This is a genomic window from Paenibacillus sp. YAE3 (genome assembly GCF_057546105.1).
The window spans coordinates 387,222-412,172 of record NZ_BAAIYF010000004.1 but is presented as its reverse complement, the minus strand read 5'-3'; the positions used below and the strand labels follow the sequence as shown (position 1 = coordinate 412,172).

Sequence of the window (24,951 nt, the reverse complement as noted above, 5' to 3'; positions counted from 1 at the left end):
CCGTTCCTTTAAACGGAACGATGGCGGTTCATGAAGCGCATTCGTTTTCAAATGGAGAAAAACCCCCGCGGTCCGGCATGAACGTTTCAGGCGGGCAATATGACGTCGATCGTGGTTCCTTCATTGACGACGCTGTTGATGTTGATGCCCCCTTTATGGTCGCCGATGATTTTGTAGCACATCATGAGGCCAAGCCCCGTCCCCTTTTCCTTCGTCGTAAAAAAAGGCTCGCCCAACCGGGGAAACTCGCTTTCGCTGATGCCGACGCCTTCGTCGGCAATGCGAATCATGACGCTGCCTTCCTGCACGCGGGCATGGATGCGGATCACCCCGCCGCACGGCATCGCTTCGATGGCATTTTTCAAAATGTTTACGAATACCTGCTTGATTTCCATTTCCGAGCATTCGACCAAAGGAAACCCGTCTTCCACTTTGGTGCGGATTTCTATATTGTTCAGGGCGGCCTGGGCCTCCAGCAGGGTGATGACGCTGTGCAAAATTTGGACGAGGTCTTGCTTTTGGAATTTCGTGCGAACCGGTTTGGCGATCACCAAAAATTCGTTGACGATGCTGTTGATCCGATCGATTTCGGACAACATGATGTCAAAGTATTCTTTTTTGTTGACCCGCCCGGACTGCATGATTTGCAAAAATCCGCGCAGCGAGGTGAGCGGGTTCCGGATCTCATGCGCCAATCCGGCGGCCAGTTGGCCAACGGCGTTCAATTTATCGGCTTTGCGGTAAAAATCCTCCGATTTTTTCCGTTCGGATATGTCCCGGGTAATGCCGGTCAAGGCGATGATGGCGTCATTTTCGTCTTTGATCGGGGACAGCGTCAGAAAAACGTGAATGGTTTTGCCGTCCTTCCGCGGCCTCACCGTTTCGAAATGGATCGCTTTTTGGGTATGCAGATGTTTGCAAATTTCATCAAAACGGTTTTCCAGATGGGCCGGGATCATCGGCGCCTGCCTCCCGATCAGCTCGCTCTCCGGCCAGCCGTAAATTTTCTCGAAGGCATGGTTGATGCGGATGACTTTGCCGCCAACGTCCATGATGCAAATGCCGTCGACGGAGCTTTCGTACAACGATTCCAGCAATTCCTTCGTTTCCCTCAGCTCTTGTTCGCGGGTTTTCAGTTCCGAAATGTCGACGCAGGAGGCGATCAATTCCACGACCTCCCCGAGTCTTCTCATCGGCTGCAGGGAAACCAGATAAAACACCCCATGAAACTCGCTTTCGTAAATGATCCCTTCCTTCCCCTGCCATGCATCCCTGTAAAACGATTCCTTATAAGCCGCCAATTCGGCGGGATAGAAGTCTCCCAGCCGTTTTCCCGTGACCTCCTGAGGAGTCAGACCTATTTTGGATAGCAGCCGCCCGCTGCAAAACGTATGTATGAACTGCCCGTCGATCTTTTTGACCTTAAACGTCATTCCCTGCTGCTCGGACAACATTTCGATCAATTCAGAAGAAGAATACTCCAAAAACTCACGCGGCGGTTTCCCCATCGGCATCCACTCCCTCGGTCGATAATTAAATTTTTAACATTTCATTCGACGAACGGACACCCGCCTCCTTCCCGGGAGACATTTAAAAAATCCGGTTTCGAAAGCTGCATTCCGGCCGCGGCTGGGATCGAACCGATTTTAATTCCGCCCGGCCATGTTATAATAATCGCAGGTTACATGGAGCTTGAAAAACGGTGCTGCAATCGGCAAGGCATGATACCGCCAGATTCAGAGCAGCCGAATTCATCATTATGGGTGTGAAAACATGGAAGTCAATCAGGCAGGATTCAAAGAAAAAAAACCGCTGTACATCAAGGTGTACGACGAACTGTACAAACAAATCATGAACGGTACCTATCCTTGCGACAGCCAATTGCCTACGGAAACGGAACTTGCCAAAACGTTCAAGGTCAGCCGGATGACGCTCAGGCAGGCGCTGGCGCTTCTGCAGGATGACGGGCTGGTCAGAAGCGTGCACGGCAAAGGCAGTTTCGTCACCAGACATCGGCAGGCAAACAAAACCGCAGGTTTGGAGAAAATCGGGAACCCGATTTACAAATGCCTCACCGAACCCATCGACCAGATCGAACTCGACTTCAGACTGGATTTGGAAAGCGAATATACCCAGGAGATTTTGAACAGAAGGGCCGCCGCGGTCGTGGCGATCGAACGGTGGTATAAAAGCAAGGGGGTTGCCGTCGCGTTTGCGTTTACGTTTATGGCGATCGAAACCGTGTCGGAATTGAACCTGGATCTGCAGGATACGAGCCAGCTGATGGACCTGCTCGAAAACCGGGTATACGAAATGGCTCATTCCGCATCCATTGAAATCAAACGTTCGAGCGCGATCAATTCCCCGTCGCAAAAATACATCATCGCCGGGGGAGCCGATCAATGCGACTTAATTCTGGAGAGCCTGTACGCCAACGAGGAGCATCCGATCGTCTACAACAAATTTTATATCCCCGAGGAATCCAGCGTGATGAAAATCAACGCCGTCAAATAGCCAAGGATAAAAAAACAGTATCTTCCTTTGAAAGAGGGGGATACTGTTTTTGCGTTTGTTTCCGTCAAAATCAATGCTGAACGCCGTCAAATTTTGAGTTGAACAACAAGCGCTTTATGTGGTATTTTTACGTAGTACAAATTAGACAACTTACCATACAACAAACATAGTTGTAATAAGGAGACTGAGAACATGAAAACGCAAGCACCGAAGGAAACCCCTCACATTAAACCCAACGGGGCGGAAATCGCCGAAACGATCCTGCTCCCCGGCGACCCGCTGAGAGCAAAATTCATCGCCGAGAGTTACCTGGAGGATGTCGTCCAGTTCAACGAGGTTCGCGGCATGCTTGGCTACACGGGTACCTACAAAGGAAAGCGCTTATCCGTGATGGGAACGGGCATGGGCACGCCGAGCATGAGCCTGTATTCCTGGGAACTGATTCACGTGTTCGGCGTCAAAAACCTGATCCGCATCGGGTCCGCCGGGGCCATCCAGGATCATTTGCATCTGAACGACATCGTCTTGGCGATGGGTTCCTCGACCGATTCCAATTACATGCATCAATTTAACGTTCCTGGGCATTATTCCATTACGGCGTCGTTCGATTTGCTTGAAAAAGCCAAAAAGATCGCCGACGAAAAAGGCCAGAAGGTCCATGTCGGCAATGTCCTTTCAAGCGATATTTTCTACAACGTCGATCCGACTGCGCTCGAAAGATGGAGCAAAATGGGCATCTTGTGCGCCGAGATGGAATCGGCAGGCCTGTACCTGAATGCCGCCTACGCCGGCGTCAACGCGCTTTGCATATTGACCGTAAGCGACCATATCTTCAGACATGAGTTCCTGTCCGCCGAAGAAAGACAGACATCTTTTACGAACATGATGGAAATTGCCCTCGAACTCGCATAAACAGATCGGCAAAGGAGATTTTATGGCATGAACCCGACTCATCACGTACCTGACGCTCAGGCTTCTCTTGCGAAAAAAGCGGTTCCCGTTTTGTTGATATTTTTTGTTTTTTCGTTGATCATCGATAACTCGTTTAAGTTGGTTTCCGTCGCCATTGCCAAAGATTTGGGGATCTCGACGACGACGGTCAGCTGGCAGGCAACGTTAGCCGGCCTCGTGATCGGCATCGGGGCGGTCGTCTACGCGTCGTTGGCCGATTCGATCAGCATCCGCTCGCTGCTTGTCGCAGGCATCGGCTTTATCACCGCCGGATCCGTCCTGGGTTTCGTCTTCCAGCATTCGTTTCCGCTGGTGCTCCTCTCCAGAATCATACAAACGGCGGGCCTGGCCTCCGCGGAGACGCTTTATGTCATTTATGTCGCCAAACATTTGCCCAAAAACGAACAAAAAAGATTTCTCGGTTACAGCACCAGCAGCTATTCGCTCTCGCTGGTCATCGGATCGCTTACGGGCGGTTTCGTCTCGACCTATTTGAATTGGGCGGCGCTGTTTTTAATTCCGTTGTTGTCGATCGCCTTGCTGCCGCTAATCCTGAAATATATGCCGAAGGAAGAATCGAAAAAAAGCCGCGTCGATATCGTCGGGCTGCTTCTGATCGCTGCGATCGCGACGTCGGTCATGCTGTACATTACGGACTTCAACTGGATTTACATTCTGGTTTTGGCCGCTTCGGTCGTGTTGTTCCTTTTGTATATCAGCAAAAGCAAACACTCTTTTATCGACATTGCCTTTTTCAAAAACAAAAGGTTCGTATCCGTATTGGCCGTTGCTTTCATTATTTATTCGGTGCAATTAGGTTATATCTTCCTGTTTCCGTTCTTATTGGAAAAGGTTTACGGCCTCCACCTGGATACGATCTCGCTGCTGCTCATTCCGGGATACATAACGGCGGTGGTCGTCGGGGCGTCGTCCGGCACGATCTCCAAGTACCTGTCCAATAAACAAGCGGTTTCGATCGCGATGATCATGATTGCGGCAAGTCTGATTTTGCCGGTGCTGCTTTACGGAGGACCTGTCATCGTGTACGTGATTTCCATGATGCTTTTTTCAGGCTCCTTTGCTTTTATGTACGCGCCTTTGCTCGATTCGTGCGTAAGCGCTCTACCTTCCAGCCAATCGGGAACCGTGATCGGATTTTACAATTTGACGCTAAACGTCGCGACATCGATCGGCATCACCTACACGGCAGCCATGATTGAATCGGTATCGTTTAAAACGATCTTGTCCGCTCTTTCCTTGATTACGCTTTTGGCTTTGTGCGTGTATGGGCTTCTCATCGGAAAAACGAAAGAACACGCATAACGTTCTGCCGCCTTCCACTAGATAGATTACGAAAAAAAGGGCGAGGTTGGAAACCTCACCCTCAGATTGTCGAGAAACCCACGTCTTTGAGACGCTGGGTTTCTCTTTTTTTCATTTGCAGTTGCTAAAAAGCCTAAAAAAGAAGGGTTACCCCCTCTTTTCCAGGCGATCCAGGTGGATCGCCATCTTCTTCATGTTCTGCACGGCGGCCGTCATCAACGCTTGTTCCGTGACGTTTGAGAGTCCGCGCAAACGGCAATAGCGAAACCCATGGAGCTCTTTGGCATCCGCGAAGCTTCGCTCAATCGTTTCTTTTCGTTTACGGTACAACTGCTTGCCGTCTCGGCTTAGCCGGTTGTTTCGCGCCCAATCTTTGCTGTCTTCCCAGACATGTCGGGTCAGTACCTTCCGGTGGTTCTGGGAATGAGTGCATTGCGCAAGCATCGGGCAGGTCTTGCAATGTTCCGGGTCTGACGCATACTGCCTGTAACCCTTCCGGTCAGTAGTCCGGTATGTCAGTTGGTGTTTTTGCGGGCAGATATAGGTGTTACTTTCAGCGTCGTAAGTAAACTTTCATTTGGCAAACAAACCTTGCTTAGGATGAAATCTCCGGTGTGCAATAACGGCAAAAATCTTTCGCTTCTGTAAACCTCGGCAAATGGGCGTTGTTAAATAACCGGAATCCAGGGCTACGGCTTCAACCTTGAATCCAAAACGTTCTCTTTGGCGGTCTAATCGGGACAAATACGGAACCGAATCGTGGACATTTCCTGGCGTAACATGGACATCGGTAATGAGATTGTATTTAAGATCCACCGTCCGGTGGTCGAGATAAAAGAATCCCTCCGGTTTGCCGTCGCGAATCATATAGCCGCTTTCCGGATCGGTGGTGCTTACTTTAATTTCTTTGGTTTCGTTCACTTCCTCTCGTACTTTCAGAGCTTTTTTCCGTGCGCTTTGCGGTCCTCTGTCACAGCGTCATTGAGTTCGTCAATATAGTCCTTGGTGTTTTGTAGAACTTCCTGCTTTGTATAGTGGTGTTTGTTGGCATTGGCTTTTACGTGAGTCGAATCCGTAATGAGCACACGCCCGCCCACCATTTTGTGCGAGATCGCTTGGAGGACGATTTCGTCAAAGATCTCCTGAAAAATGTCAGTACCTTTAAACCGAGTTCGCCGGTTCCAGCTAATGGTGGAGTGATCTGGAACTTTGTCAGTAAGACCAAGACCCAAAAACCAGCGGTAAGCCAAATTCGTTTGAATCTCGCGCTCCAACTGACGTTCGGAGCGAATGCCATAAAAATAACCGAGAAAAATCATCTTAAACAGAACGACCGGATCAATAGCTGGCCGCCCGTTATCTGCGCAGTAAAGAGGACGAACCTTATCGTCAATAAAGGAGAAGTCGATATACTTGTCCACTTTCCGCAGCAAATGATCCTGCGGAACCAACTCTTCAATCGAAACGAATTCATAGCTTTGTTGTTTTTCCCGGTTAGATCTAAGCATCCAAAACACCGTCCGTTCATAAGTAGTTATTTATATTATACAACATTAACGCGGTGTCGTTATAAATCAAATGAACATAAAGAAGGCTGTCGAGACTTTCTCGACAGCCTGAGGGCGAGGTTGGAAACCTCACCCTTTCTTTTTGTATAAAAAACCAGCGTAAAAAGCCGCTTATTTATTCGCCTGCAAATGCTCCTCAAGCCGATCCATCGTTTCCGTAAATCCTTGTTCCATTCCCATATCAAGCACCTTCTGAAGCGCTTCGGCGGATTCGTATACCGCGTGGTTCACGAATTTCGTTTTGCCGTCGTGCTCTTCGAACGTCAACGTGATCAGAGGGGCCGGCATGCCTTCCGCAACGTTGCCTTCGGCATCGGAGAAATAATCGACGTACACGATTTTTTCGTTTTTCACGATATCCTGATAGACCCCTTTGCCCCAGGATTCAAAACCGTAAAAATCGCCTTGGTTCGGATCGACGCATTTCATGCAATAATGCCAGATGCCGCCCGGGCGGAAGTCGACATGGCAAACCGGGACGGTCCATCCGCGCGGTCCCCACCACTGCTTCAAATGCTCGGCATCCGAAAATGCCTGGAACACCAGCTCGCGCGGCGCATTGAAAATACGCTCAATGAATAACTCTTTGCCTTCCGCTTTCAACGATTGTTTCAACATTCTATTTCCTCCCCAAATGGATTGTTTCCTCCGAATGTTTCTCGTTAGCCTTGCTATGGTTATAATATAACCCTTTAGGAATATTCCAGTCAAGGAATATTTTGAATATATTTTAGAAATTTATTTCTTCCGCGCGCAATATACTGTCTATATAGCCAGCATGGCACCGAAGCTTATCGTCATTCGGTTTTTCGAGAGAACCACTGGGGAGGTCGAAATATGAAGGATAAAAATGAATGGTCGGGAGACATTCCGGCAGCTTTCCATTCGCAGACGGTTGGCGAAGACGGTCCCGTCTTGGAACAGGACAATATCATGCATGAGACGCTGGAAACCTTCATACATAGCAAAATTCCGGAACGGCCCGTGCACGTCAAAGGCTACGGCGCTTTCGGATATTTTCATACTATACATCCCATGGCGGAATATACCAAGCTCTGCTTTTTGCAGCAGCCCGGCCAGCAGGTTCCGGTCACCGTCAGGTTCTCGCTTGCCGTCAGCACGAAGGGCACCCCGGACACTTCCCGCAACGTGCGCGGCTTCTCCACCAAATTTTATACGGAGCAAGGCGTTTTCGATCTGCTCTGCAACCACATCCCGGTATTTTCCGTCCGGGACGCCATGCGTTTTCCGGAAACGATCAACGCCTTCCTCCCTTCCCCGAAAAACAATCTGATCGACCCCGAACGCTTCTGGAGTTTCGTCGCCAGGGCCCCGGAGTCCACGAACTTTCTCGTCTGGCTTTATTCCGACGTAGGCACGGTCAGAAGCTTCCGCTTCATGAAGGGGCACAGCGTCAATACCTTCGTTTGGCGGAATGCGCAGGGCGTCCGCACATACGTGAAGTACCACTGGATCCCTTTCCGCGGAGAGCAGTACATCGATCGGCATGAGGCCGTCCGGCTGGCCGGCGAAAATCCCGATATTGCGGGCAAAGATCTGCACGATACGATCGCGGCGGGAAAAACGGTCGATTACGGGCTTTACGTGCAGCTGATGAACCCCGAAGACGCCGCCCGGCTTCCCTACAACCCGCTGGACGATACCAAGATTTGGGACGAGAAGCAGTATCCTTTGAAACCCGTCGGACGGCTGATCCTCAACCGAAATCCCGATGACTATAAGGAGCAGGTGGAAAAAATCGCCTTTTCGCCGTCAAACCTGCTGGAAGGCGTCGAGCTGTCCGACGACAAAATGCTGCAGGGCCGCGCCAACATTTATTGGGATTCGCAGCGGCGGCGCCTCGGTCCGGATTTCCGCAGGCTGCCGGTCAATCATCAGGAAAACTGGTCCCCGGAAGCGCTCGTCACCAGCGGCGGCGGCAGATTCGTGCAAGGAAAGCTGGTGCGTGCCGGCCTGACCAAACCGGATGATTTTGCGCAAGCCGGCGAGTTTTACCGCACGCTTTCCCAGGTGCAGCAGGACCATCTGGTGGATAATCTTGCGGCCGATCTGGCAGGCATCTCCCCGGAAACGCGGCGCATCGTATTGGGGTATCTGAGCAGCGCTGATCCGGAGCTGGGAGAACGGATTTCACGGCAGATCGGAACGTAACTTCGGGACGTAACTTCCGGAACAGCGACATGCCCTGATTCTAAGATTCGCGTTCGTGAACATCATTGGGTCGGTCGCTTGAGAAACGCAAAAAAACACCGGTATCCCCGGTGTTTTTTGGGTTATGCGGATATTCCGGATCCGCGGCGCGTTTTTCGATACATCACGCAGCGGCAGACGAAGCTTGCGATGCCGGCCAGGGACAGGAGCCCCAGCCATAACAAGACGGACGGCAGCGTCATCCATATGCCATGCCAAGGCAGCACCCTTCCGCCGCCGATGAAAGTCACAATCGGCGATAATAAGGCCAGTATCAACATCGGCAGCAAAGCCCGAATCGCCGCAAAAATCAGCTTCCGGCGGGACATCGCGGCCCGGTTTCGATGCTTGATTTGCCTATAGAGCGAAAGCCCTCCCCACAGAACGGTAGCTGCCATCAGCGCCATCAGCACCGTTTCCGCATTCCGGGCGTTCACCGCGGAAACTTCCGCTTTCCCTCCGGCCATGATGTCGGCGACGCCTCTGACAAACGCGGAATAATCGATAAATGCGTTGAGGCCGGCATCAAACATCATCGCGATCCCCAACCGCTGATCCAGATTAATCGTTTCTTCCGACTTATACGTCCAAAGGATGCCCGAATGGGAGATCGTCCGGCCAACGTCCGGCTCATCGGACGCGAGCCATCCCATGCCGTATGGCCCCTGCTCCCCCGCGGCATGGTACTGCTTCAAGAGACCGGGGGAGAGCAGCTTGGCATCGTATTGCGCACGCATCCATTTGGCCATATCCTCGGCCGTGGAAATGACGCCGGCAGGGCCGTCGATAAACCATGAGGGCTCTTCTTTGGCGACCGGCTTGCCCAGCAGCACGTAATGCCCTTCCGGAATGGCCGGATTGGCGTTGATTTGTTCGGTGGCGCTGACGTTGAACGTGTCCTTCATCCCCAGCGGCCCAAAAACGTGATCATGAAGATAGTCGGAAAAACGCTGTCCGCTGACCCGCTCGACCAGCAGCGCCAGCAGCTGATAGTTCGGATTGTGATAGCTGTATGTTTTTCCGGGATCGGCCGCCAGCTTTACCCCGTTCAGCGAGGAGGCGACCTCCTCCAGCGTGCGGAAGGGGGTAGACCTCGTCATGTCCGGGTTCGTTTTGTCGTTCAAGCCGCTGGTCTGATTCAGCAGATGGCGGATCGTGATGCGGTTCACGCGCTCATCCGCAGGCTTTATATCCGGAACATAGGAGACAAACGGCGCATCCAGGTCGATCCGCCCCAAGTCGGCCAGCTGCAGCACGGCCAGCGCCGTCATCGATTTGCTTAAAGAGGCGATCGGCAATGGCGTCGTCGCGGTGATGCCTTTGCCGTCCGAAGCCGTGCCGTAACCTTTCGCATAAAACGTGCCATCCCCCTTCGCGATCGCCAAGGACGCGCCGGGAATATGGTTCAGCTTCATATTTTTTTGAACGTATTCGTCGATCTCGGACACCATCTCCGCTTGGCTCCGGGTTCCGGCAGCGCCGGCGGCGGATGGCCATGCGGCGGTTAAAACGGTCATCATGCAGATGAAGCACGCAAAAATTGTTTTGTTGAGGCGATTCATATCAAGCACTCCTTATCTTGGGATAAGGCTATGCTATCTTACAATTTTCAACGATTTATCAACTCGGCATAAAAACTTGCGGTTACCATGCCGCCGCCAAGGGGACCGTTTGCGGCCCGCAAGCCGCCCTGATGTTTCCGGCAAAGCACTGAGCAAATATATAATCCCAATCCTTGATGCCCGCTTGCTTCCGGTCCCTCGCTCCGGTAAAAAGGGAGCAAAGCCTTTTGCAGCGCTTCACCGGAGAACCCCGGGCCGTCATCCGCGACGGTGATCGTCAACATGCCGTTTGCGACAACGTACTCGGCTTCGATCCGGCCGGCGGCATAACGCGCCGCATTGGCCATCATATTTTCGAACACCTGCATCGCAAGATCCGTATCGACCAACACCTTCGCCGAATCCGCGGCTTGGCGCGAGCCGAACGTTTTCCCGTGATGGCCGGCGATCCGCCGGGCGGTGTCATCCAGCTGGCCGATCAGGAGCGCGAACGCCGTCTCCCGCCGGTTAACCGGTATGTCCTCCAGCTTCTGAATCGAGTTCATGGCCTCTACGTAACGCTCCATCCGCAAAATATGAGTTTGCATCGTTTGCATCGTTTCCAGAAGTTTTTCTTCGGAGATCTTTTTTTGCGGCAAATAGGCGGCAGTGAATTCAACATATCCTTTCATGACGGAAAGCGGCGTCCTCAGATCGTGGGCAAAGATCGCATTCAGTTGATTGCGTTCCTCTACCGAACGCCATAGGGCTTTAAAATTGTTCTCCATCTGGCTGCGCATCTTTTCAAACGCCCGGCACAGCTCGCCCATCTCGTCCCTGCCGTCATAAACCACATGAAACCCGAGATCGTTCGCCGATATTTTCTCCGATGCGCTCATAAGCACGTCCAAAGGTTTTTTTAATTTCAGCCGATAAAAAAGGCTGCCCATGATGACGAGGCCGATGCCGACCGTCAGCAGCATGGCCGCGATCTGAGCCGGCAAAACCCAATCGTTCCCGTAAGGGTGGCCGGCAAAACGCAGCTGTAGGCGGGCGGCCCAATCGAACTCGAACACGATGGCAGTTAGAACGGCGGCCAAGTAGAGGCAATGAAACAGGATAAACGTTTGCAGCATGCTCATATTTTTCAATCGAAACCGGCTCAGGATTTTCGCCATTTGTATCCCACCCCCCAGACGGTTTCGATCCAGCCCTCGCAGCCATGCTCCTTCAGCTTGTTCCGGATGCGCCGGACATGCTCCGCGACCACGGAGCTTTCGCCTTCTTCGTCCGGTCCCCAAACCCGTTCGTAAATACGCTCTTTATCAAAAACCATGCCGGGATGCGCGGACAGAAGCTCGACGATGTCGAACTCTTTTTTTGCCAGCGGAATTTGCCGGCCGTAACCGTACAGCGCCCGCTCCGAATAATCGATGGCCAGCTCTTCGCTGAACCTGACCGAAGATTTTTGCCGATTCCTCATTTCCCGGCGCAGGTGCGCTTCCACCCTGGCGCCAAGCTCATGGATGCTGAACGGCTTTTGGATATAATCGTCCCCGCCGGCCTGAAAACCGGATATTTTATCGGCATCCTCCAATCTCGCCGTCAGAAATAAAATCGGGCAGGACACGAAGCTCCGGATCTTCCGGCATAAGTCCAGCCCGTTCATTTCGGGCATATTGATATCGAGCAGCACGATATCCGGCTGTTTATCAAGCTTCCGCAGCGCCTCGTTCCCGTCCTTTGCCGTCATGACGGCGTATCCGTTGACCTCAAAATAGTCCGACAGCAGCTTGCGCAGGTCTTCTTCGTCATCGACGATCAAAATATGGTTCATCGTTCCTCCCTGATCCACGACTCGAAATGAGTGCCTAAATCTGAAATGTTATTCTTTTATTATAATCATATAGATTCGCTTGTCCGTAACAAATGCCAAAAGGTCAGCTTCCGGCGGTTCCGTTTGCAGAATGAGCTCTTTCAGCTCTTGGTCGCTCCTTAAGCTCATGCGTTTCTTCCCCCTTTATATCTATATACTACGAACGGAACCCGCGCCCATGTGACAGACTCTCCAAAATAATGAAACGGGCCGTACCCGCGGGACCTTGATTGGATTCTATTCTATCGATGTATTGACACCGATCAGGAAAACTTTTACACTCGGGTCTGGATTACAGAAGCAATGAAAGGAGTCGAAACGATGCAAATCCGCCTCATGAACGAAGAGGATATGGACGCCGTCATCAGCATATGGCTGGCCGCATCCGAACAAGCGCACCATTTCATCGATGGCGCCTATTGGCATTCCAAGCAGGAGGACATGCGCAGCGTTTACCTGCCGATGGCCGAAAGCTACGTGCTGGAGAACGAAGGGGAAATCGCAGGATTTATTTCGGTCGTTCAGCATCTGCTCGCCGCTTTGTTCGTGCACCCGGACCATCAGGGCAAAGGTTACGGCCGGGCTCTGATGGAATACGCCAAGGAACGCGTTCCGAAACTCGAGCTCAAAGTATACAAGGACAACGAAAATGCGATTCTTTTTTATGAACGTCAAGGCTTTACCGTCTTGGAGGAAACCGTGGACGAGGAGACGGGACAAGCGGAATTCGTCATGGGATGGCAGGCTTCTTCCTGTTCATAGCCCCCTCGCCGCAACCTCTTCTTAAAAAAGGGGTAGTCGAGCAGATGAGCAGGCTTTTCGGCCGCCAGGATTTAGCGTAAAATTTTTGCGCCTCCCTTATAGCAAAAAAACAAGCCGACGATCGGTTCTGGACCGAAATCGGCTTGTTTTTGCTTTTGCCAAGTCGCCGGCTCATCGCCCCCAACCTTGCTGCGAACGGTCACCCCGTCCTCTCCTTCATCGCCTGAACCAGCCCGCCGTAATACCGGAAGGATACGTAACAGGTTTCGCCGTTGGCCATCAGGATGATCCGTTTCCGCTTGTCAATTTCGCGTATATTGTCCAGATTGACGATGTATGCCTTGTGGCAGCGGTAAAACCGGTCGTCCAGCTGTGTTTCGAGCTCCTTCAACGTTCCGTAAAATTCGATCTGCCTGTTTCGCTCATGCAGCTTGATTTTGTGGGGCGAAAACGACGTTTCGAAAAAAAGCACGTCCTCATATTTGACGTTGATGATGGATTCTTCGGTTTCGATCGTCATCCGGCGCGGATCGCCGCCCTTTTTCAAATGCCGCTCATACGCCTTGCGAAGGCAGTCCTCCAGCCTCAAGGCGAATTGGCCGGGGTCATCCTTGATCATAAAATCAAACGCCTCCACTTTGTATTGGAAGGTCAAATAACTCAGCTCCGAATGGGTGGTGATAAACGCGATCAGGCAATCGGGGTTCCGGTCGCGCAGCATCCCCCCAAGCTGAATGCCGTTGATGTCGGCTTTCAGATCGATGTCCAGCAAAAACAAGGACGGATGGCCGTCTTTCCCGGACTGTTCGAGCAATTCGCGGTAATCCCCCGTCGAGCAGGCCACCTCCATATCCAGCTTGTGCTTGATGATCGAATGCGTCACGAGCCGTTCGATTTGTTCGCGCTGCCGCTCGTTATCCTCGCATATATAAACGTTAAGCATCACGTCATCTCCTCTGCTTTCGGATTCGTTTGTTCGCGGACGGCTGTTCGGACCACGAGCCGCTGCGTCAATATCATCGATTCGGGATCGATTTCCGTGTCCAGGATGGCTTCGGGATATTTGCGGTCGAGCAATTCGCGCACGGCGGGCAAACCGATGCCCCGGTTCTCCCCTTTCGTGGAAAATCCCGCTTCAAACATTTTATAGATTGGGGGCGTCCGTACCGGGCAGCTGTTTTGGACGATAAACAAAACCTTGTCCTTACGGGATACGATCCCCAGCCTGATGATCGGTTCCGTCGTTTCCCGGGCGGCTTCGATGGCGTTGTCCAGCAGGATTCCCATGATCCGGCACAAATCAAGCGCGGAAATGTCCACCTCATGGATGTCTTCCTCGATGTCGACAAACACGTCGATTTGCTCCGCGAGAGCCTTCAACATTTTCGAGGAAATCATGCCCTTGAGCGGCGTGATCTTGATGCGCCCAAGCAGGGACAACCTCGTGTTCATCTGCAGCAGCTTGTCCGAATAAGCGCATACGTCCCGATAGAAATAGGTTTTCAGTTCCTCGTATTTTTCTTCCTCGATGAACCCCTGCAGAGTGGACAAAATGTTGGCATAATCATGTTTGAATATCCGCATGTCATGCAGCACGTCCTCCAGGGAATCCGCGTATTTTTCAAGCTGCCCCAGTTCCTGCTTCAACTGCCGCTTCTCCATTTCCTTTTTGAACGTGTATGTATATAGCCGGTGGCTTGAAACGATGACCGCCATATAGACGGTCAGCAGCAGGGTGTGCAGCACCATGTCCTGTCCCCCGCCGGCATTGGCGAAAAAAAAGAGCGAAAGATAGACGCCGCCCATCATCATGCACATATTGCCGAACGTGATCCATATACGCTGGCGCAAAGAGAACAGATGCTGCGCCCCAAAGCCGCTCCGGCTCCCGCCGCCCCGAAATAACCTGCCGGCCAGATACGCGACGACCCCGATGAACGCAAACAGAAAAAGTTGTTCCGCGGCCGGGTCCCGGACCTTCAGCATCTCGTCCATAACGATCCGGCTGATTTGCATGGCGAACAGGCAATTCACGAAATTAAGCACGCCGAACAAGGCCGCTGCCGCCGCGTCTTTCGTTTTCAAAAAAAACAGCACAAAAAACAACAGGACAATCCATGCCGTACTAAAATCCATGCCGAGCCACCGGCTTCCGCACACCAAATTCCATTACCTTTGGGTCCTCCCTTTTCGGATTGCATACAGAAGGCACCCTGCAAAAACCATCTGCAAGGCCCCTGCAAACCAGATCGACATATAAGAGTATACCATCAAGGGAGCCGAGACGGTGACCGAGATCAGCCACAGCATATACTTCCGTTTATGTTCGAACATTTGGCGGGGATGGCTCCAATCGAAATTCGGCCGCTTCATATCGTAATACAGCTTGACGAGCGTCGTTAATCCGAGGGATATCGCCATCATCGCAAGCAGCCCCCAGCGATCCAGGCCGGGCCCAAATGCGCAAACGATGCCGTAGGCAGCGGCATATAAGGGAAACATGATCGCCAAGGCGAATATATATTTGCCGGCGAATAGGCCGCCGCGGGAGACGGGCAGCGACAGAAGCAGCTGGCGGTACGGTTTCTCCCAAGAAAACAGCACCCCGGGAGTCGAGCATGTCGACAGCAGCACCAGCAAAAACAGGATCAACTCTACGCCGGCGCGGGAGACCGCGGTGGACATGTACAAGAAAAAAACCAGAAACAGCGAATATCCGATATGGTTCAGGAAAAGCACCTTTTCGCCCGCAAAACGCACGAACTCTCTTCTGATCCAGCCAAACTTCATCGCCGATCTTTCGGGCCTAGACCGCAAAAACCCCCGGTCGTCCAAAAAGAAGACCGCGCTTATGCCGCACCAGCACGCTGCCAGCCCGGCGGCCGCGCACATCAGCCACGTGCCTGCGCCCTCCAGCAACGTAATGTTTCTGTATGAAACGTTTGAGGCAAGAATGGCCAACACAAAGGGCATCACCCGGAACCCGATATGTTTGACCCATACGACGGCGGCATACAGCAACATCAGCGTCGTTTTCCCCACCGGCATGGCGAGCAGCAGCTTGTATTTCCGGTCCTTGAGCTTGGATAAGCCGGAAAGCAAGGACAAATACAGGGCGGCGGCCGCCGTTCCTTTCAAGAGAACGCCGAGGGATCGGGCTTGAACAGCCGTATATTCCGAAGGAACGACGCAAAACAGGACGACGATGAGCACGAGGATCGCCGCCAATTCCTTCAGCGGCCGCCTCCCCTTGATTTCGTCCAGCAGCAGCACGCGAAACAAGGCGCGAACGTCATTCATGGCCGATCACCCGAAAAAACGCCGCTTTGACCTGCTCTTCCCCATTTACGGCGACAGTTTCCCGTATCGTTCCCTGGTGCAAAATCAAAGCCTCATCGCAGATCCGGCTAACGATGGGGAATAAATGCGTGGACAGCAGCACGGCATTCCCCCGCTTCGCATAAGCGCGCAGTTCCCCGTAAATCCGTTCGATCGCGACGGCGTCCAGGCCGACCAGCGGTTCGTCCAGAATCAGCAGCGGACATTCCAGCAGCAGCCCGTTGATCAGTGCCGTCTTCTGCCTGTTGCCCAGCGACAAGGCGCCGATCTTCCGGTGAAGGAACGTCTCGAAGCCGAAGGTCTCGCATAACGCCGCCAACCGTGGCGAATCCACCGTTTTTCCGTATAAGCGGTGCACGAAATCCATAAAAGCAAGCGGCGACATTTCGTCGAACAAGGCGGGATGATCCGGTATGAAATACCGATAACGCTTCACCCGCTTGTCGTTTTTGCCCGTCAGCTTCTCGCCGCAATAACGGACCTCCCCGCTGTATTGGCCGTGAATCGAAGCCAGGACGTTCAGCAGCGTCGTTTTTCCCGCGCCGTTGGCGCCCAGCAGCGCATATACTTTTCCCGGCTCGATTTTCAGATTCACCTGCCGGATCACCGGCGCATGTTTCGTATACCAGCCCGTTACATGCCTGGTTTCAAGGATCATGTCCGCACCTAACCTTCCCGGTCCGGGCTTTTGACCGCGCCGTAAAGTTTGGCCGCCATGGCGAGCGCAACCACAAATGCCGCGATGGAGAACAGCGGGTTGCTTTTGACCGCATATATGATGCCTGCGCCTCCCCATACGGCGACCATGATGCCATAAAATAACATTTTTTTCTTTTTGGAATTCAGCAGCATCGCAGCTCCTCCTTCGACGTTGATGCCGCCATTGTAACATCTTGAACGGTACTCGCCTGCCGTTTTGTCTTCTCCGGCGGCTCATTCGCTCCGACAGTGCTTCCGAAGAGTTCCGGCATGACGTTCAGGACAAAATCGAGCACGTTCAGGATAAGCTTGCCTAAAAATGAAACATATCCCTGATTTCCTTCGTCTAATATCTGTAAACCACGAACACATCTGTGGATCAAGACACAGGAGGGAAACAAAATGAAAAAATTCAAATCCATCACTTTATCCGCCGCGGCCCTGTCGCTGCTGTTGTCGGCCGCTCCCATCTATGCTGCGCCTCAGACAAGCCAGGCCGATGTGCAAATCGCTCAATCCGCCCCTGCCGGGCTGGATCAGGCAACGCTGAACGAATTGACGAAAGTTTTGAATAAGCTCGCCGGAAAAGGCAAGATCGATTTCACGCAAGCGGATACCGCCGGAGCCACCTGGATCATCAGCGGCTACGTCAACGGGGCCGTGAAGGCGGAATTCGAGCAGCTGTACAATCCGGCCAAAAAACGGGTCGAGTCGACCAGCATCATTTACAAAACTTCCAATACGAACGCTGTGCTGGGGGCGACGCTCGCCAACAAAACGGCCTCGTTCCTGAAAACCTTCGATACCGACCGCAAATTCAAAACGGAAGCCATCTGGCGGGTGTACTCCCCTTATCAGGATAACGTTCCGCGGAACTACTGGGTTCTCTGGGGGAACAGCCAGAGCCTGTACATCGATTTGGATCAAGGCAACCAGATCACGGCCAGCATCACGTATCCTTTGAAGAACATGCAGGCTGCCCTGGTCAACAAGGCGAACCGTTCCCTTAAATCGCTCGGCAGCCACGTGATCAAGCCTCTCCAATTTGCTTCGCGCGAGAAAAAGGGGGACAAGGAATTCGTCTGGAACTTCCAGGACAACGAAAATGTCAACCATGTAGCGATCGGCGTCAAAACCGGCAAAGTGTGGGAAGTGGAAAATCTGCATGGCCAGGATTGGGCTAACGACCAGGATTTCGCCAAATCGTTCGCCAAACCCGTGCTCAGCAAAAACCAGGCCCTTGCCGCGGCCAAACCGAAAGTCAAATCCATCTTCGGACTTCAAATGAACGGTTATTCGGTACAGATCAAGAAAAACGAATACACCTTCACCAAAAAAGGCGCTCCGACCATCAGCGGAAAAATCAACAAAAAAGGAGCGTTCTACGCCCTTAAGGTAACGCCGGCGAACGGCGTTCGCAACTGATCCCGCCGGAGGAAATAAAAACAAAGTTCTTTGCGGTGAAAGACACCCGGGCCAAGAAGAGATGCAGCGGCCCGGGTGTCTTGGACTTTGCGCGTCGCATGCCCTTGCCGAAAGTTTGCAGGGGCTGCGACGCTTTTGCAGCGTTAGGCCCTTAAAAAGAGGCAGGCATTGCAAGGTTCAAATCGTTTTCTATGGAATGGAGCGTGAATCAACATGTGCGAAAATGAATTATTGAGGCGCCAGGATCAGCTGCAGGCCGAAGCAAGCAGGGTAGCGGAAGAGCTGGACATGGACGACCTGCTGTCATTAGCCGGCAATCCGGTACGGGTCGGCAGCGCAGCTCTCGGATTAATGGCATGGAGGGATCTGGACATAACCGTGGTCTGCCCCAAACTCGACATGGATCAAGTGGCGGAAATCGCCACGATGCTGATGGTCAAGCAGGGCATCAGGGAGCTTCGCTTCCTGAACGATACGGGGATCTGGAATACAGATATCAACTACCCCGACGGGTTTTACATCGGATTAAAATACCGGGCTCAAAGCGGCATGGATTGGAAACTGGATATATGGTTCGTGGACGAGCCGGACAAGCAGCCGGACCTGAAGCATATCGAAACGTTGCCCAAGCGGCTCACCCCCGAGCTGCGCGAATCCATCCTGACGATCAAACAGGCATGGGCATCGCGCCCCGAATACGGAAAAGAAGTGAAAAGCTTCGACATTTATACCGCCGTGCTGGACGATCACGTCAGGACGCTGCATCAGTTCGAGGAATGGCTGAAAAGCAAACCCCGTTCGTAACAACCCGTGATTCAAAAGGGAGCAGCCGCAGGACCGGAAAAACCAAAGCGGCGGACGCTAAAACCGGCCATGCGCGCCTGAGGAGCGGCCCGGAAGGGCTGCTTTTTGCTGTGGAAAGGGTGGAAAAAGCATAAAAAAGCTACCCCTCGGACTTCGCGTCCGCGGGATAGCCTCTTCCTTGCATGATATTAGCTCTTAACCCCAACATTGCTTTTTGCCTTCAGCTCTTTTAAACCGGCGGCGTAACCCCCATTTGTATCCAACCTTCCTTGGAGGGCCCATACACCGCAGGGATATTTAATCCCGCCTGACGCATAAGCACGGTAACCTGTCCCCGGTGATGGACGATATGTTTGATCAATCCCATAAAGATGGACGCATTCGTTTCCTGTCTGCCAAAAGCGTTCTGCACCTGCTTCAAATCGTCGTCCGTCCATTGTTTTTCAACCGCTTGGGCTGCACGCTCGCTTATCTTTTTAAAAGTCTCGGCGATTTCTTGGGCGGAAGGCACATCATCCGGATTGGGCACCCGCTCGGTCGCAACCCCGAATTCGGTCAAGTAATCCGGGATGTTCGAGACGAAATGCCACGCAATCCTTCCCAGCGTACGCCCTCCGGGATACACCTGCTGCTTTAATGATTCATCGGTCAAGGCGTTCAAAATGTTTTGGGTTAATGCAGCTTCCTTGTTCCATTCCTTGATCAAATCCGAAACCGTCACATACATCATGGATTCATCCTTTCTTGAATGAGCTTGCCGCCGCCGCCTGATCAGCATCGGTCGGTACATTTTCATCATAACCGCTAATAGTGACAGGGTCTGTCATAATCATCATTTTTATTAGCGATTCGGAATGATCCCCTTGTGGCCAAAGTTTCCCGCTAAAGCGGCCAAGACAGTTCAATGCCCTGGTCCTGAAGCAAGCGCTGAAAATCCTCCAGCAGGGAGCCTTGCTCATGAACATCCGAGGGCATTGACCCGCGATTCAGGCAAAATGCAGCCAGCAAACCCGCCGCCTCGCCGATATTCCATTCCACCGGGTGCAGGCGGTAGCAGCCGTTCGTAATGTGGGTCGTCCCGATATTTTTGCAGGCCGGCAGAAGATTGCCGCCGTGCTCCGGAATCAGGCTTCCCAAAGGAATCTGGAACGGAACGCTTTCCACGTCGATGTAATTTCGTCCCGCCGTGCTCGGATGCAGGTCGATGTGATAGAAGCCGATGCCGACGGAGTCGCGAAACGGCGCGGCCAGCTTCGTGCCCGTACAGTCCGGATTGACGTGCTGCTCCTTGACTGTAAACCGCGCGCGGATTCGCCGCGATTCCCGAATATAGACCTGTTGGGCCAGCCCGTCGTCCGTCCCGCACACGTCCGCTCGCAGCCGAAGTCCCGGGTATCCCTGCTTGCCGTCCGGCCTTGGCGCTTCGGTCTGCATCCAATACAGCAGCGAAAGGCTGAGCTGGCGGGCGCCCTCCAAATGGCGGAGCCGCTCCTCCTCCGGCACGTCAATGACCGGGCCCAGCCAATAGTCGTTTTGCGGCCAGTTCACGATCGTGATGTCGCTGGCAAAAGCGCCTTCGCGGAAAAGCTTCTTGTCGATGATCCTCCGGTAATTCCACAACGAAAAAAGTCCGTCCCGCGGAAACAGCGCGTATTCGACCTTTTTCAGCGTCCGCGGCTGCGGCGAAAACCAGCTCAGCTGGCGTTCCGGCCAAAAATCCGCCTGATATTGCCGCCAAAACTCGTAATCTTTCGGTTTATCGATCGTATGGTCTTCGCCTTCCAGGTAGTCCACCGCAAAGCAGTGCGTCACCGCCTGCATGTCCATCGGGTCGGCGGCTCCCTCCAAGGCATGCGGTTCCCCGGTTTCAAGCCGGGATTCGGCCCCCGTGACGTAGTCGATGCCGGCAAGCGGGAGCAAGTCGCCGCATTCCGTCGCGTCCAGCACGAAACGGCCGGACAAGGCCATTTCGTCGCCGCTGCCCAGCTGCGTAACCGTGACCGCTCTGACCTGACCGTTGTCCGCTTCGCAGCCGGTAGCCTTCCAACCGGTAAAAATACGCAATCGGCCGCTATGTTCGTACGGGGCAAGCATTGCCTGCAGCACGGCATGGGCAACCCTCGGGTCGTGGCTGATTCGGCTGACCAGGGCATTGCCCGGATTGAGCAGCGGCTGGACAGCAGCGTCCGCGGTCAGCGGAAAAAACGTCCGGTAATACCGGCGAACCTGCTCCCGGTAATCGCGATAGCTGCGCGTCGCCCCGAACTGCTCGATCCATTGATGCTCATCCGGCGGTACCGCCTGATTCGTCAGCTGTCCGCCGATCCAGGCGCATTCCTCGGTCAGAATCACCTTTTTCCCAAGCCTGCAAGCCGCCAGCGCCGCGGCCACGCCGCCAACGCTGCCGCCGATGATCACGATATCCGCTGTTTGTTCCTTCATGTTGCCGCCTCCTTTTTCCTGCTTTATTGGAAGTCCGGCGGGCTTTTGCCCGCGTGCTTCTTGAACACCCTCGCAAAAAACTAAGGATCCATATTGCTAATCCAGATCCGCCACCTCATGGACCATTACCCGCTCGACTTGCAGCCGACGGATGGCCCGCTCCATTTTCAGCATCTTCTCGGGTCATATTTTCATCCATATGCTCATCCACGAATAGCATGACCTGTTGAATGATTTTCGCCAGCAGATTCCGATGGAAAAAACGGTACAATGGTTTGTGACTTTCTTAAGCTAAAAAACACCCGACCATCGCATCGATAGCCGGGTGTTGATCGGAAAGCAACGATTCACCTTATTGAACAAGGCGCTATTTTGCAGCCGGTAGCGGCAGCGGTTCGGACGGACTCCAGCAGCTTATGCAGTTGAACCGCATCATGAAAATCGGGCGACGCAAAAGTGCCGTCAATAATGTCCCTGGCCAAAAGCTCATGAGCCTTCAAAACATCCAGCATCGGCCAATGCAGCTGCTCCCCTTTCCTATTTTTAAAGTTTGTGCGCCGCTTTATTTGATTTGATCGGTACGCAACAATTCATCGACTTGAACCCCTTGATCCGTACGGACCAAAATAAATTGGGATTTGAACGATTTGGTTTTCATGGATCCGTCGTTGTAATAAATGTTGTACGTTTCCCGGGTATACGCTTTAAACCGCTCCTCGGACAACCGCTGAATCGAAGTCACCTCGGAAGAAATAAGCTCCTCATAGATGCCTTTTTTCTGCAAGTAACCCAAATAGTCCTTGGCCTCCTTGTATGCCTTGCCCGACGGATTCAGATACGGCTCCATGACGCTGAAATCATAGTTGGAGGTCGCCCGAACCGCGCTGTTCAAATAACCGACCATGGCCGCTTTGATGGTAATGTCCGGAATGTGTTCCGCAGGGTGTTCTCCGCTAACCTGAACGTCTTTCTTGGCAGCGGATACGGCGGAATTAGGTTGATTCGGGTTGGTTGCTCCGTTTACCAGCACTTCGCTTTGCGGATTGCCCGTCAGATTGATCAGTTGCTGGTACTTTTCGAGCATGCGAGCCGCTTCCCGCCGATGGCTTTCCTGCTGCTGAAGCTTTTCTTTGACGATCTCGTTATTGTCGGATGCGTTTTGATAGGCCTCGTCGGATAAATTATAGTATGCGCTGCTAAAATAAAAGCTGTTGTTGCCCTCCTTGATGTATTGTTGAGCCAATCGGCTTTGCCTCTCGGATTCTTCCCCGGCTTCGATCGCCGCCACATAAGCATCGTTGGCCGCCCTGCTCTCCGTCAAATATTTTCCACGGTATGTAATGGCCTCCAGAAACCGATTATGCGCATGCTTCAAATAATTGTGGACCAGCGTTCCCGCCAGCTCGTCGCGGATTTGGTTGTTTTGACCGATCAAGTCGGATACTTTGGAATCGTAGTCGCCGATGGTCGTGGTCGTGGAGGTCTCCAGCACTAGGATGTCGTCGTCCAGGACGGCATTTTTCTGCAATAAGACTTGGATATTGTCGATGTCGCCCAAAATTTGATTCAGCTCATTCGAAGCTTTTGTCATCATTAAGGCATCGGCCGACATTTTGTTTTTGACGCTTGCGTATTTGGGATTGTTGTTTAAATCTTTAAGCTGGTCTTCGAACGTGTTTTCCTTCTTCAGTTTCTGGTAGTAATCCACCAGCTCCGGGAAACTCAAGGATTCATCCGGCGTCGAGTTGATTTTGTCGGCAAACGTCTTTGCCTTTTGCTGCAATGCGGAAAATTGTTTCTCGTAATCTCGTGCTGCGCTATAACTTTCATATTTCTCATAGCTAAATAGGCCTATTGCGCCCAGCACGCATATGCAAAGAGCGGATATCGGGATCCATATCCATAACTTGCGTTTTTTAGGGGGGGCGACCGTCAGCTCGTCCATTTTACCTATACCTCCATACTGGTCATATTTTCCTATTTTACAGGCAACCCGTTCGTAGTATCAATACTTTTTGCGCAAGTTTCGACGTCTGCACTCTGTTTTCCGATTATGCCGATGTTTCCCCATCGCAGGAAGATCCGCCCGGCCGGTCCATTTTCTGCAAAATGAACTTTCCGCTCCGGAAGCCAAAAAAATACCACAAGTCATTCCTAAGATGCTCAAATACAGTATAATTTGGTAGGTAAGCTCTGGTTGTTTGGAATGCGGCAATGTATTGCTTGGAGAAGCAACCACGGGTATCCCTATGTAAGCAAAATTCAAAGAACGGGGGTTCCAGCATGAACGATTACATAACAAACGCAGTAAAAATCGCACATCGCGGCAGGGACATTTTCGGCATTTCCTATATGCCAAAGCATGAAAAAAAGTGTCCCGTCGTTATTTTCAGTCATGGCTACAACGGAACAAATGCCGATTTTACGATGCATGCCGAATATATGGCGTCCCGTGGCGTGGGGGCGTATTGTTTTGATTTCTGCGGCGGTTCCGTGAATTCAAAAAGCGATCTTAAGACGACGGAAATGACCTTGTTTACGGAGAAAGAAGATTTATGCGCCGTACTGGATCATGTGAAAACATGGGAAAACATCGATGCGGACCATATTTTTCTGTTTGGAGGCAGCCAAGGGGGGTTGGTCACGGCGTTGACCGCCGAGGAGCGTATGGATGACGTGAAAGGCGTTCTGTTATTATATCCGGCATTCTGCATCCCGGACCAATGGAACGAAAGATTTCCTACGCTTGAAAGCATTCCGGACACGCAAGAGCTGTGGGGAATGACGCTCGGCCGGGCGTTTTTCGAGACGATTCACGGGTACGACGTATTCGAACATGTAGGCAGATATAACAAAAATGTTCTGGTATTTCATGGCGATCAAGATGCGATCGTGGCGCTTGAGTATGGCAAAAAAGCTTCACAATTATATCCTCGTGGGAGGATCGAGATATTTCCAGGCGAGGGCCATGGTTTTACGGAGGCGGGAAATCGGCGCGTAGCCGAAATGACGTATGAATTTGTGAAGGCGAATATTTGAACGGTTTCCGTATTTGAACGGTTGCCGTAAATGGATTGGCGATAAATTGCTGCATCGGACCCGAATTGTTCGTCGCGCCCTGTTGTGTTGGCAGTTGCGTTGGGGAAAATGGCTGATGTCCGCTAGCGAAAAGGAAAGCAATGGTTGCGGCTGGCTCCGATTTCGGCGTTGGCGGTGTAACCGCCCTTGCGGGAATGAAGCTACTTTGAAAGTGGCGGGTTGCGCGGGGAGTTTGCGATCGTGAGAAGACAACGGTGATCGTGGAGAGTAAGGCGGACGCGAGGAGTTATGCTGATGGTGAAGTGTTAGGCGCTCGCGGGGTGTCATGCTGATGGTGAAGCGTTAGGACGACGCGGGGGGTCATGCTGATGGTGAGATGTTAGGCGGACGCGGGGTGACGTGCTCAAGGTGAAGTGTTAGGACGACGCGGGGTGACGTGCTCAAGGTGAAGTGTTAG

General features: G+C 52.5%; 21 protein-coding genes and 1 pseudogene. 8 read left to right on the top strand and 14 right to left on the bottom strand.

The features are described from left to right. Positions 1 to 86: 86 nt before the first annotated feature. Positions 87 to 1,508 carry a PAS domain S-box protein gene (locus AC27KL_RS10590; RefSeq protein WP_487169618.1) on the bottom strand — a complete coding sequence of 474 codons (1,422 nt, stop codon included), beginning with the start codon at positions 1,506 to 1,508 and terminating at the stop codon, positions 87 to 89. Positions 1,509 to 1,773: 265 nt separating this feature from the next. Here AC27KL_RS10590 and AC27KL_RS10585 point away from each other — a divergent pair, with 265 nt between their 5' ends. From AC27KL_RS10585 to AC27KL_RS10575, 3 genes are all read left to right on the top strand, one after another. Beyond that, positions 1,774 to 2,514 (top strand): GntR family transcriptional regulator, encoded by a 741-nt coding sequence (locus AC27KL_RS10585; RefSeq protein ID WP_036707922.1) that lies wholly within the window; start codon positions 1,774 to 1,776, stop codon positions 2,512 to 2,514. Positions 2,515 to 2,706: 192 nt separating this feature from the next. Beyond that, positions 2,707 to 3,426, top strand: coding sequence for a purine-nucleoside phosphorylase (deoD, locus tag AC27KL_RS10580; RefSeq protein ID WP_487169617.1), 720 nt, complete (start codon positions 2,707 to 2,709; stop codon positions 3,424 to 3,426). 27 nt (positions 3,427 to 3,453) lie between these two features. Further along, positions 3,454 to 4,788, top strand: a complete 1,335-nt coding sequence (locus AC27KL_RS10575; RefSeq protein WP_487169616.1) for an MFS transporter — start codon at positions 3,454 to 3,456, stop codon at positions 4,786 to 4,788. Between the two features lie 147 nt (positions 4,789 to 4,935). Here the strand turns inward: AC27KL_RS10575 and AC27KL_RS10570 are convergent. Further along, positions 4,936 to 6,296: pseudogene (locus tag AC27KL_RS10570) on the bottom strand (IS1182 family transposase). Positions 6,297 to 6,467: 171 nt separating this feature from the next. Next, on the bottom strand, positions 6,468 to 6,974 hold the full coding sequence (locus AC27KL_RS10565) for an SRPBCC domain-containing protein (protein WP_487169615.1): 507 nt from the start codon (positions 6,972 to 6,974) through the stop codon (positions 6,468 to 6,470). Positions 6,975 to 7,193: 219 nt separating this feature from the next. Between AC27KL_RS10565 and AC27KL_RS10560 the strand changes: the two genes are divergently transcribed. Next, positions 7,194 to 8,528: a catalase gene (locus AC27KL_RS10560; RefSeq protein WP_487169614.1), complete on the top strand. Its 1,335-nt coding sequence runs from the start codon at positions 7,194 to 7,196 to the stop codon at positions 8,526 to 8,528. Positions 8,529 to 8,650: 122 nt separating this feature from the next. On the opposite strand, the gene AC27KL_RS10555 is transcribed toward AC27KL_RS10560, so the two are convergent. Genes AC27KL_RS10555 through AC27KL_RS10545 form a run of 3 tightly spaced genes read right to left on the bottom strand, consistent with a single transcriptional unit; the run spans position 8,651 to position 11,945 of the window. Then, a complete protein-coding gene (locus AC27KL_RS10555; RefSeq protein ID WP_487169613.1) occupies positions 8,651 to 10,129 on the bottom strand; it encodes a serine hydrolase domain-containing protein in 1,479 nt (492 codons plus the stop codon). A 47-nt stretch (positions 10,130 to 10,176) separates the two neighbouring features. Beyond that, complete coding sequence (locus AC27KL_RS10550; protein ID WP_487169612.1) at positions 10,177 to 11,286, bottom strand: HAMP domain-containing sensor histidine kinase; 1,110 nt, start codon at positions 11,284 to 11,286, stop codon at positions 10,177 to 10,179. Continuing rightward, the gene (locus AC27KL_RS10545; RefSeq protein ID WP_487169611.1) at positions 11,271 to 11,945 is read right to left on the bottom strand and encodes a response regulator transcription factor; all 675 of its coding nucleotides are present in this window, start codon (positions 11,943 to 11,945) and stop codon (positions 11,271 to 11,273) included. The genes AC27KL_RS10550 and AC27KL_RS10545 overlap by 16 nt, the downstream gene beginning before the upstream one ends. Positions 11,946 to 12,287: 342 nt before the next feature. Here AC27KL_RS10545 and AC27KL_RS10540 point away from each other — a divergent pair, with 342 nt between their 5' ends. Further along, a complete protein-coding gene (locus AC27KL_RS10540; protein WP_339321749.1) occupies positions 12,288 to 12,746 on the top strand; it encodes an N-acetyltransferase in 459 nt (152 codons plus the stop codon). Between the two features lie 199 nt (positions 12,747 to 12,945). On the opposite strand, the gene AC27KL_RS10535 is transcribed toward AC27KL_RS10540, so the two are convergent. The 5 genes from AC27KL_RS10535 to AC27KL_RS10515 are packed head-to-tail and all read right to left on the bottom strand — an operon-like array spanning position 12,946 to position 16,937. Then, on the bottom strand, positions 12,946 to 13,689 hold the full coding sequence (locus tag AC27KL_RS10535; RefSeq protein WP_339321750.1) for a LytR/AlgR family response regulator transcription factor: 744 nt from the start codon (positions 13,687 to 13,689) through the stop codon (positions 12,946 to 12,948). Then, a complete protein-coding gene (locus tag AC27KL_RS10530) occupies positions 13,689 to 14,882 on the bottom strand; it encodes a sensor histidine kinase (protein WP_339321751.1) in 1,194 nt (397 codons plus the stop codon). The genes AC27KL_RS10535 and AC27KL_RS10530 overlap by 1 nt, the downstream gene beginning before the upstream one ends. 33 nt (positions 14,883 to 14,915) lie before the next feature. Beyond that, complete coding sequence (locus AC27KL_RS10525; RefSeq protein ID WP_339321752.1) at positions 14,916 to 16,046, bottom strand: hypothetical protein; 1,131 nt, start codon at positions 16,044 to 16,046, stop codon at positions 14,916 to 14,918. Next, the gene (locus AC27KL_RS10520) at positions 16,039 to 16,743 is read right to left on the bottom strand and encodes an ATP-binding cassette domain-containing protein (RefSeq protein ID WP_339321753.1); all 705 of its coding nucleotides are present in this window, start codon (positions 16,741 to 16,743) and stop codon (positions 16,039 to 16,041) included. Before AC27KL_RS10520 ends, AC27KL_RS10525 begins: the two co-directional genes overlap by 8 nt. An 8-nt stretch (positions 16,744 to 16,751) precedes the next feature. Beyond that, on the bottom strand, positions 16,752 to 16,937 hold the full coding sequence (locus AC27KL_RS10515; RefSeq protein ID WP_339321754.1) for a hypothetical protein: 186 nt from the start codon (positions 16,935 to 16,937) through the stop codon (positions 16,752 to 16,754). A 249-nt stretch (positions 16,938 to 17,186) separates the two neighbouring features. Here AC27KL_RS10515 and AC27KL_RS10510 point away from each other — a divergent pair, with 249 nt between their 5' ends. Continuing rightward, positions 17,187 to 18,209, top strand: a complete 1,023-nt coding sequence (locus AC27KL_RS10510; RefSeq protein ID WP_339321755.1) for a hypothetical protein — start codon at positions 17,187 to 17,189, stop codon at positions 18,207 to 18,209. A 213-nt stretch (positions 18,210 to 18,422) separates the two neighbouring features. After that, a complete protein-coding gene (locus AC27KL_RS10505) occupies positions 18,423 to 19,013 on the top strand; it encodes a hypothetical protein (RefSeq protein WP_339321756.1) in 591 nt (196 codons plus the stop codon). Between the two features lie 229 nt (positions 19,014 to 19,242). Here the strand turns inward: AC27KL_RS10505 and AC27KL_RS10500 are convergent, their stop codons facing one another. The 3 genes from AC27KL_RS10500 to AC27KL_RS10490 form a co-directional block, all read right to left on the bottom strand. Further along, complete coding sequence (locus AC27KL_RS10500; RefSeq protein WP_339325210.1) at positions 19,243 to 19,740, bottom strand: DinB family protein; 498 nt, start codon at positions 19,738 to 19,740, stop codon at positions 19,243 to 19,245. Between the two features lie 155 nt (positions 19,741 to 19,895). After that, on the bottom strand, positions 19,896 to 21,455 hold the full coding sequence (locus AC27KL_RS10495) for an FAD-dependent oxidoreductase (protein WP_487169610.1): 1,560 nt from the start codon (positions 21,453 to 21,455) through the stop codon (positions 19,896 to 19,898). 562 nt (positions 21,456 to 22,017) lie between these two features. After that, entirely contained in the window at positions 22,018 to 23,238 is a 1,221-nt protein-coding gene (locus tag AC27KL_RS10490) for a TcaA NTF2-like domain-containing protein (RefSeq protein ID WP_339321758.1), read from the bottom strand. 500 nt (positions 23,239 to 23,738) lie between these two features. Between AC27KL_RS10490 and AC27KL_RS10485 the strand changes: the two genes are divergently transcribed. Then, on the top strand, positions 23,739 to 24,494 hold the full coding sequence (locus tag AC27KL_RS10485; protein ID WP_339321759.1) for an alpha/beta hydrolase family protein: 756 nt from the start codon (positions 23,739 to 23,741) through the stop codon (positions 24,492 to 24,494). Positions 24,495 to 24,951: the final 457 nt, after the last annotated feature.

Excerpts from the sequence above, each read along its gene's own strand:
- AC27KL_RS10540 (WP_339321749.1), top strand. The coding sequence starts at position 12,288 with ATGAAAGGAGTCGAAACGATGCAAATCCGCCTCATGAACGAAGAGGAT.
- AC27KL_RS10590 (WP_487169618.1), bottom strand. The coding sequence starts at position 1,508 with ATGGGGAAACCGCCGCGTGAGTTTTTGGAGTATTCTTCTTCTGAATTG.
- AC27KL_RS10560 (WP_487169614.1), top strand. The coding sequence starts at position 7,194 with ATGAAGGATAAAAATGAATGGTCGGGAGACATTCCGGCAGCTTTCCAT.
- AC27KL_RS10535 (WP_339321750.1), bottom strand. The coding sequence starts at position 13,689 with ATGCTTAACGTTTATATATGCGAGGATAACGAGCGGCAGCGCGAACAA.
- AC27KL_RS10520 (WP_339321753.1), bottom strand. The coding sequence starts at position 16,743 with ATGATCCTTGAAACCAGGCATGTAACGGGCTGGTATACGAAACATGCG.
- AC27KL_RS10505 (WP_339321756.1), top strand. The coding sequence starts at position 18,423 with ATGTGCGAAAATGAATTATTGAGGCGCCAGGATCAGCTGCAGGCCGAA.
- AC27KL_RS10485 (WP_339321759.1), top strand. The coding sequence starts at position 23,739 with ATGAACGATTACATAACAAACGCAGTAAAAATCGCACATCGCGGCAGG.
- AC27KL_RS10550 (WP_487169612.1), bottom strand. The coding sequence starts at position 11,286 with ATGGCGAAAATCCTGAGCCGGTTTCGATTGAAAAATATGAGCATGCTG.
- AC27KL_RS10530 (WP_339321751.1), bottom strand. The coding sequence starts at position 14,882 with ATGGATTTTAGTACGGCATGGATTGTCCTGTTGTTTTTTGTGCTGTTT.
- AC27KL_RS10525 (WP_339321752.1), bottom strand. The coding sequence starts at position 16,046 with ATGAATGACGTTCGCGCCTTGTTTCGCGTGCTGCTGCTGGACGAAATC.
- AC27KL_RS10545 (WP_487169611.1), bottom strand. The coding sequence starts at position 11,945 with ATGAACCATATTTTGATCGTCGATGACGAAGAAGACCTGCGCAAGCTG.
- AC27KL_RS10585 (WP_036707922.1), top strand. The coding sequence starts at position 1,774 with ATGGAAGTCAATCAGGCAGGATTCAAAGAAAAAAAACCGCTGTACATC.
- deoD (WP_487169617.1), top strand. The coding sequence starts at position 2,707 with ATGAAAACGCAAGCACCGAAGGAAACCCCTCACATTAAACCCAACGGG.
- AC27KL_RS10515 (WP_339321754.1), bottom strand. The coding sequence starts at position 16,937 with ATGCTGCTGAATTCCAAAAAGAAAAAAATGTTATTTTATGGCATCATG.
- AC27KL_RS10495 (WP_487169610.1), bottom strand. The coding sequence starts at position 21,455 with ATGAAGGAACAAACAGCGGATATCGTGATCATCGGCGGCAGCGTTGGC.
- AC27KL_RS10510 (WP_339321755.1), top strand. The coding sequence starts at position 17,187 with ATGAAAAAATTCAAATCCATCACTTTATCCGCCGCGGCCCTGTCGCTG.
- AC27KL_RS10565 (WP_487169615.1), bottom strand. The coding sequence starts at position 6,974 with ATGTTGAAACAATCGTTGAAAGCGGAAGGCAAAGAGTTATTCATTGAG.
- AC27KL_RS10500 (WP_339325210.1), bottom strand. The coding sequence starts at position 19,740 with ATGTATGTGACGGTTTCGGATTTGATCAAGGAATGGAACAAGGAAGCT.
- AC27KL_RS10575 (WP_487169616.1), top strand. The coding sequence starts at position 3,454 with ATGAACCCGACTCATCACGTACCTGACGCTCAGGCTTCTCTTGCGAAA.
- AC27KL_RS10555 (WP_487169613.1), bottom strand. The coding sequence starts at position 10,129 with ATGAATCGCCTCAACAAAACAATTTTTGCGTGCTTCATCTGCATGATG.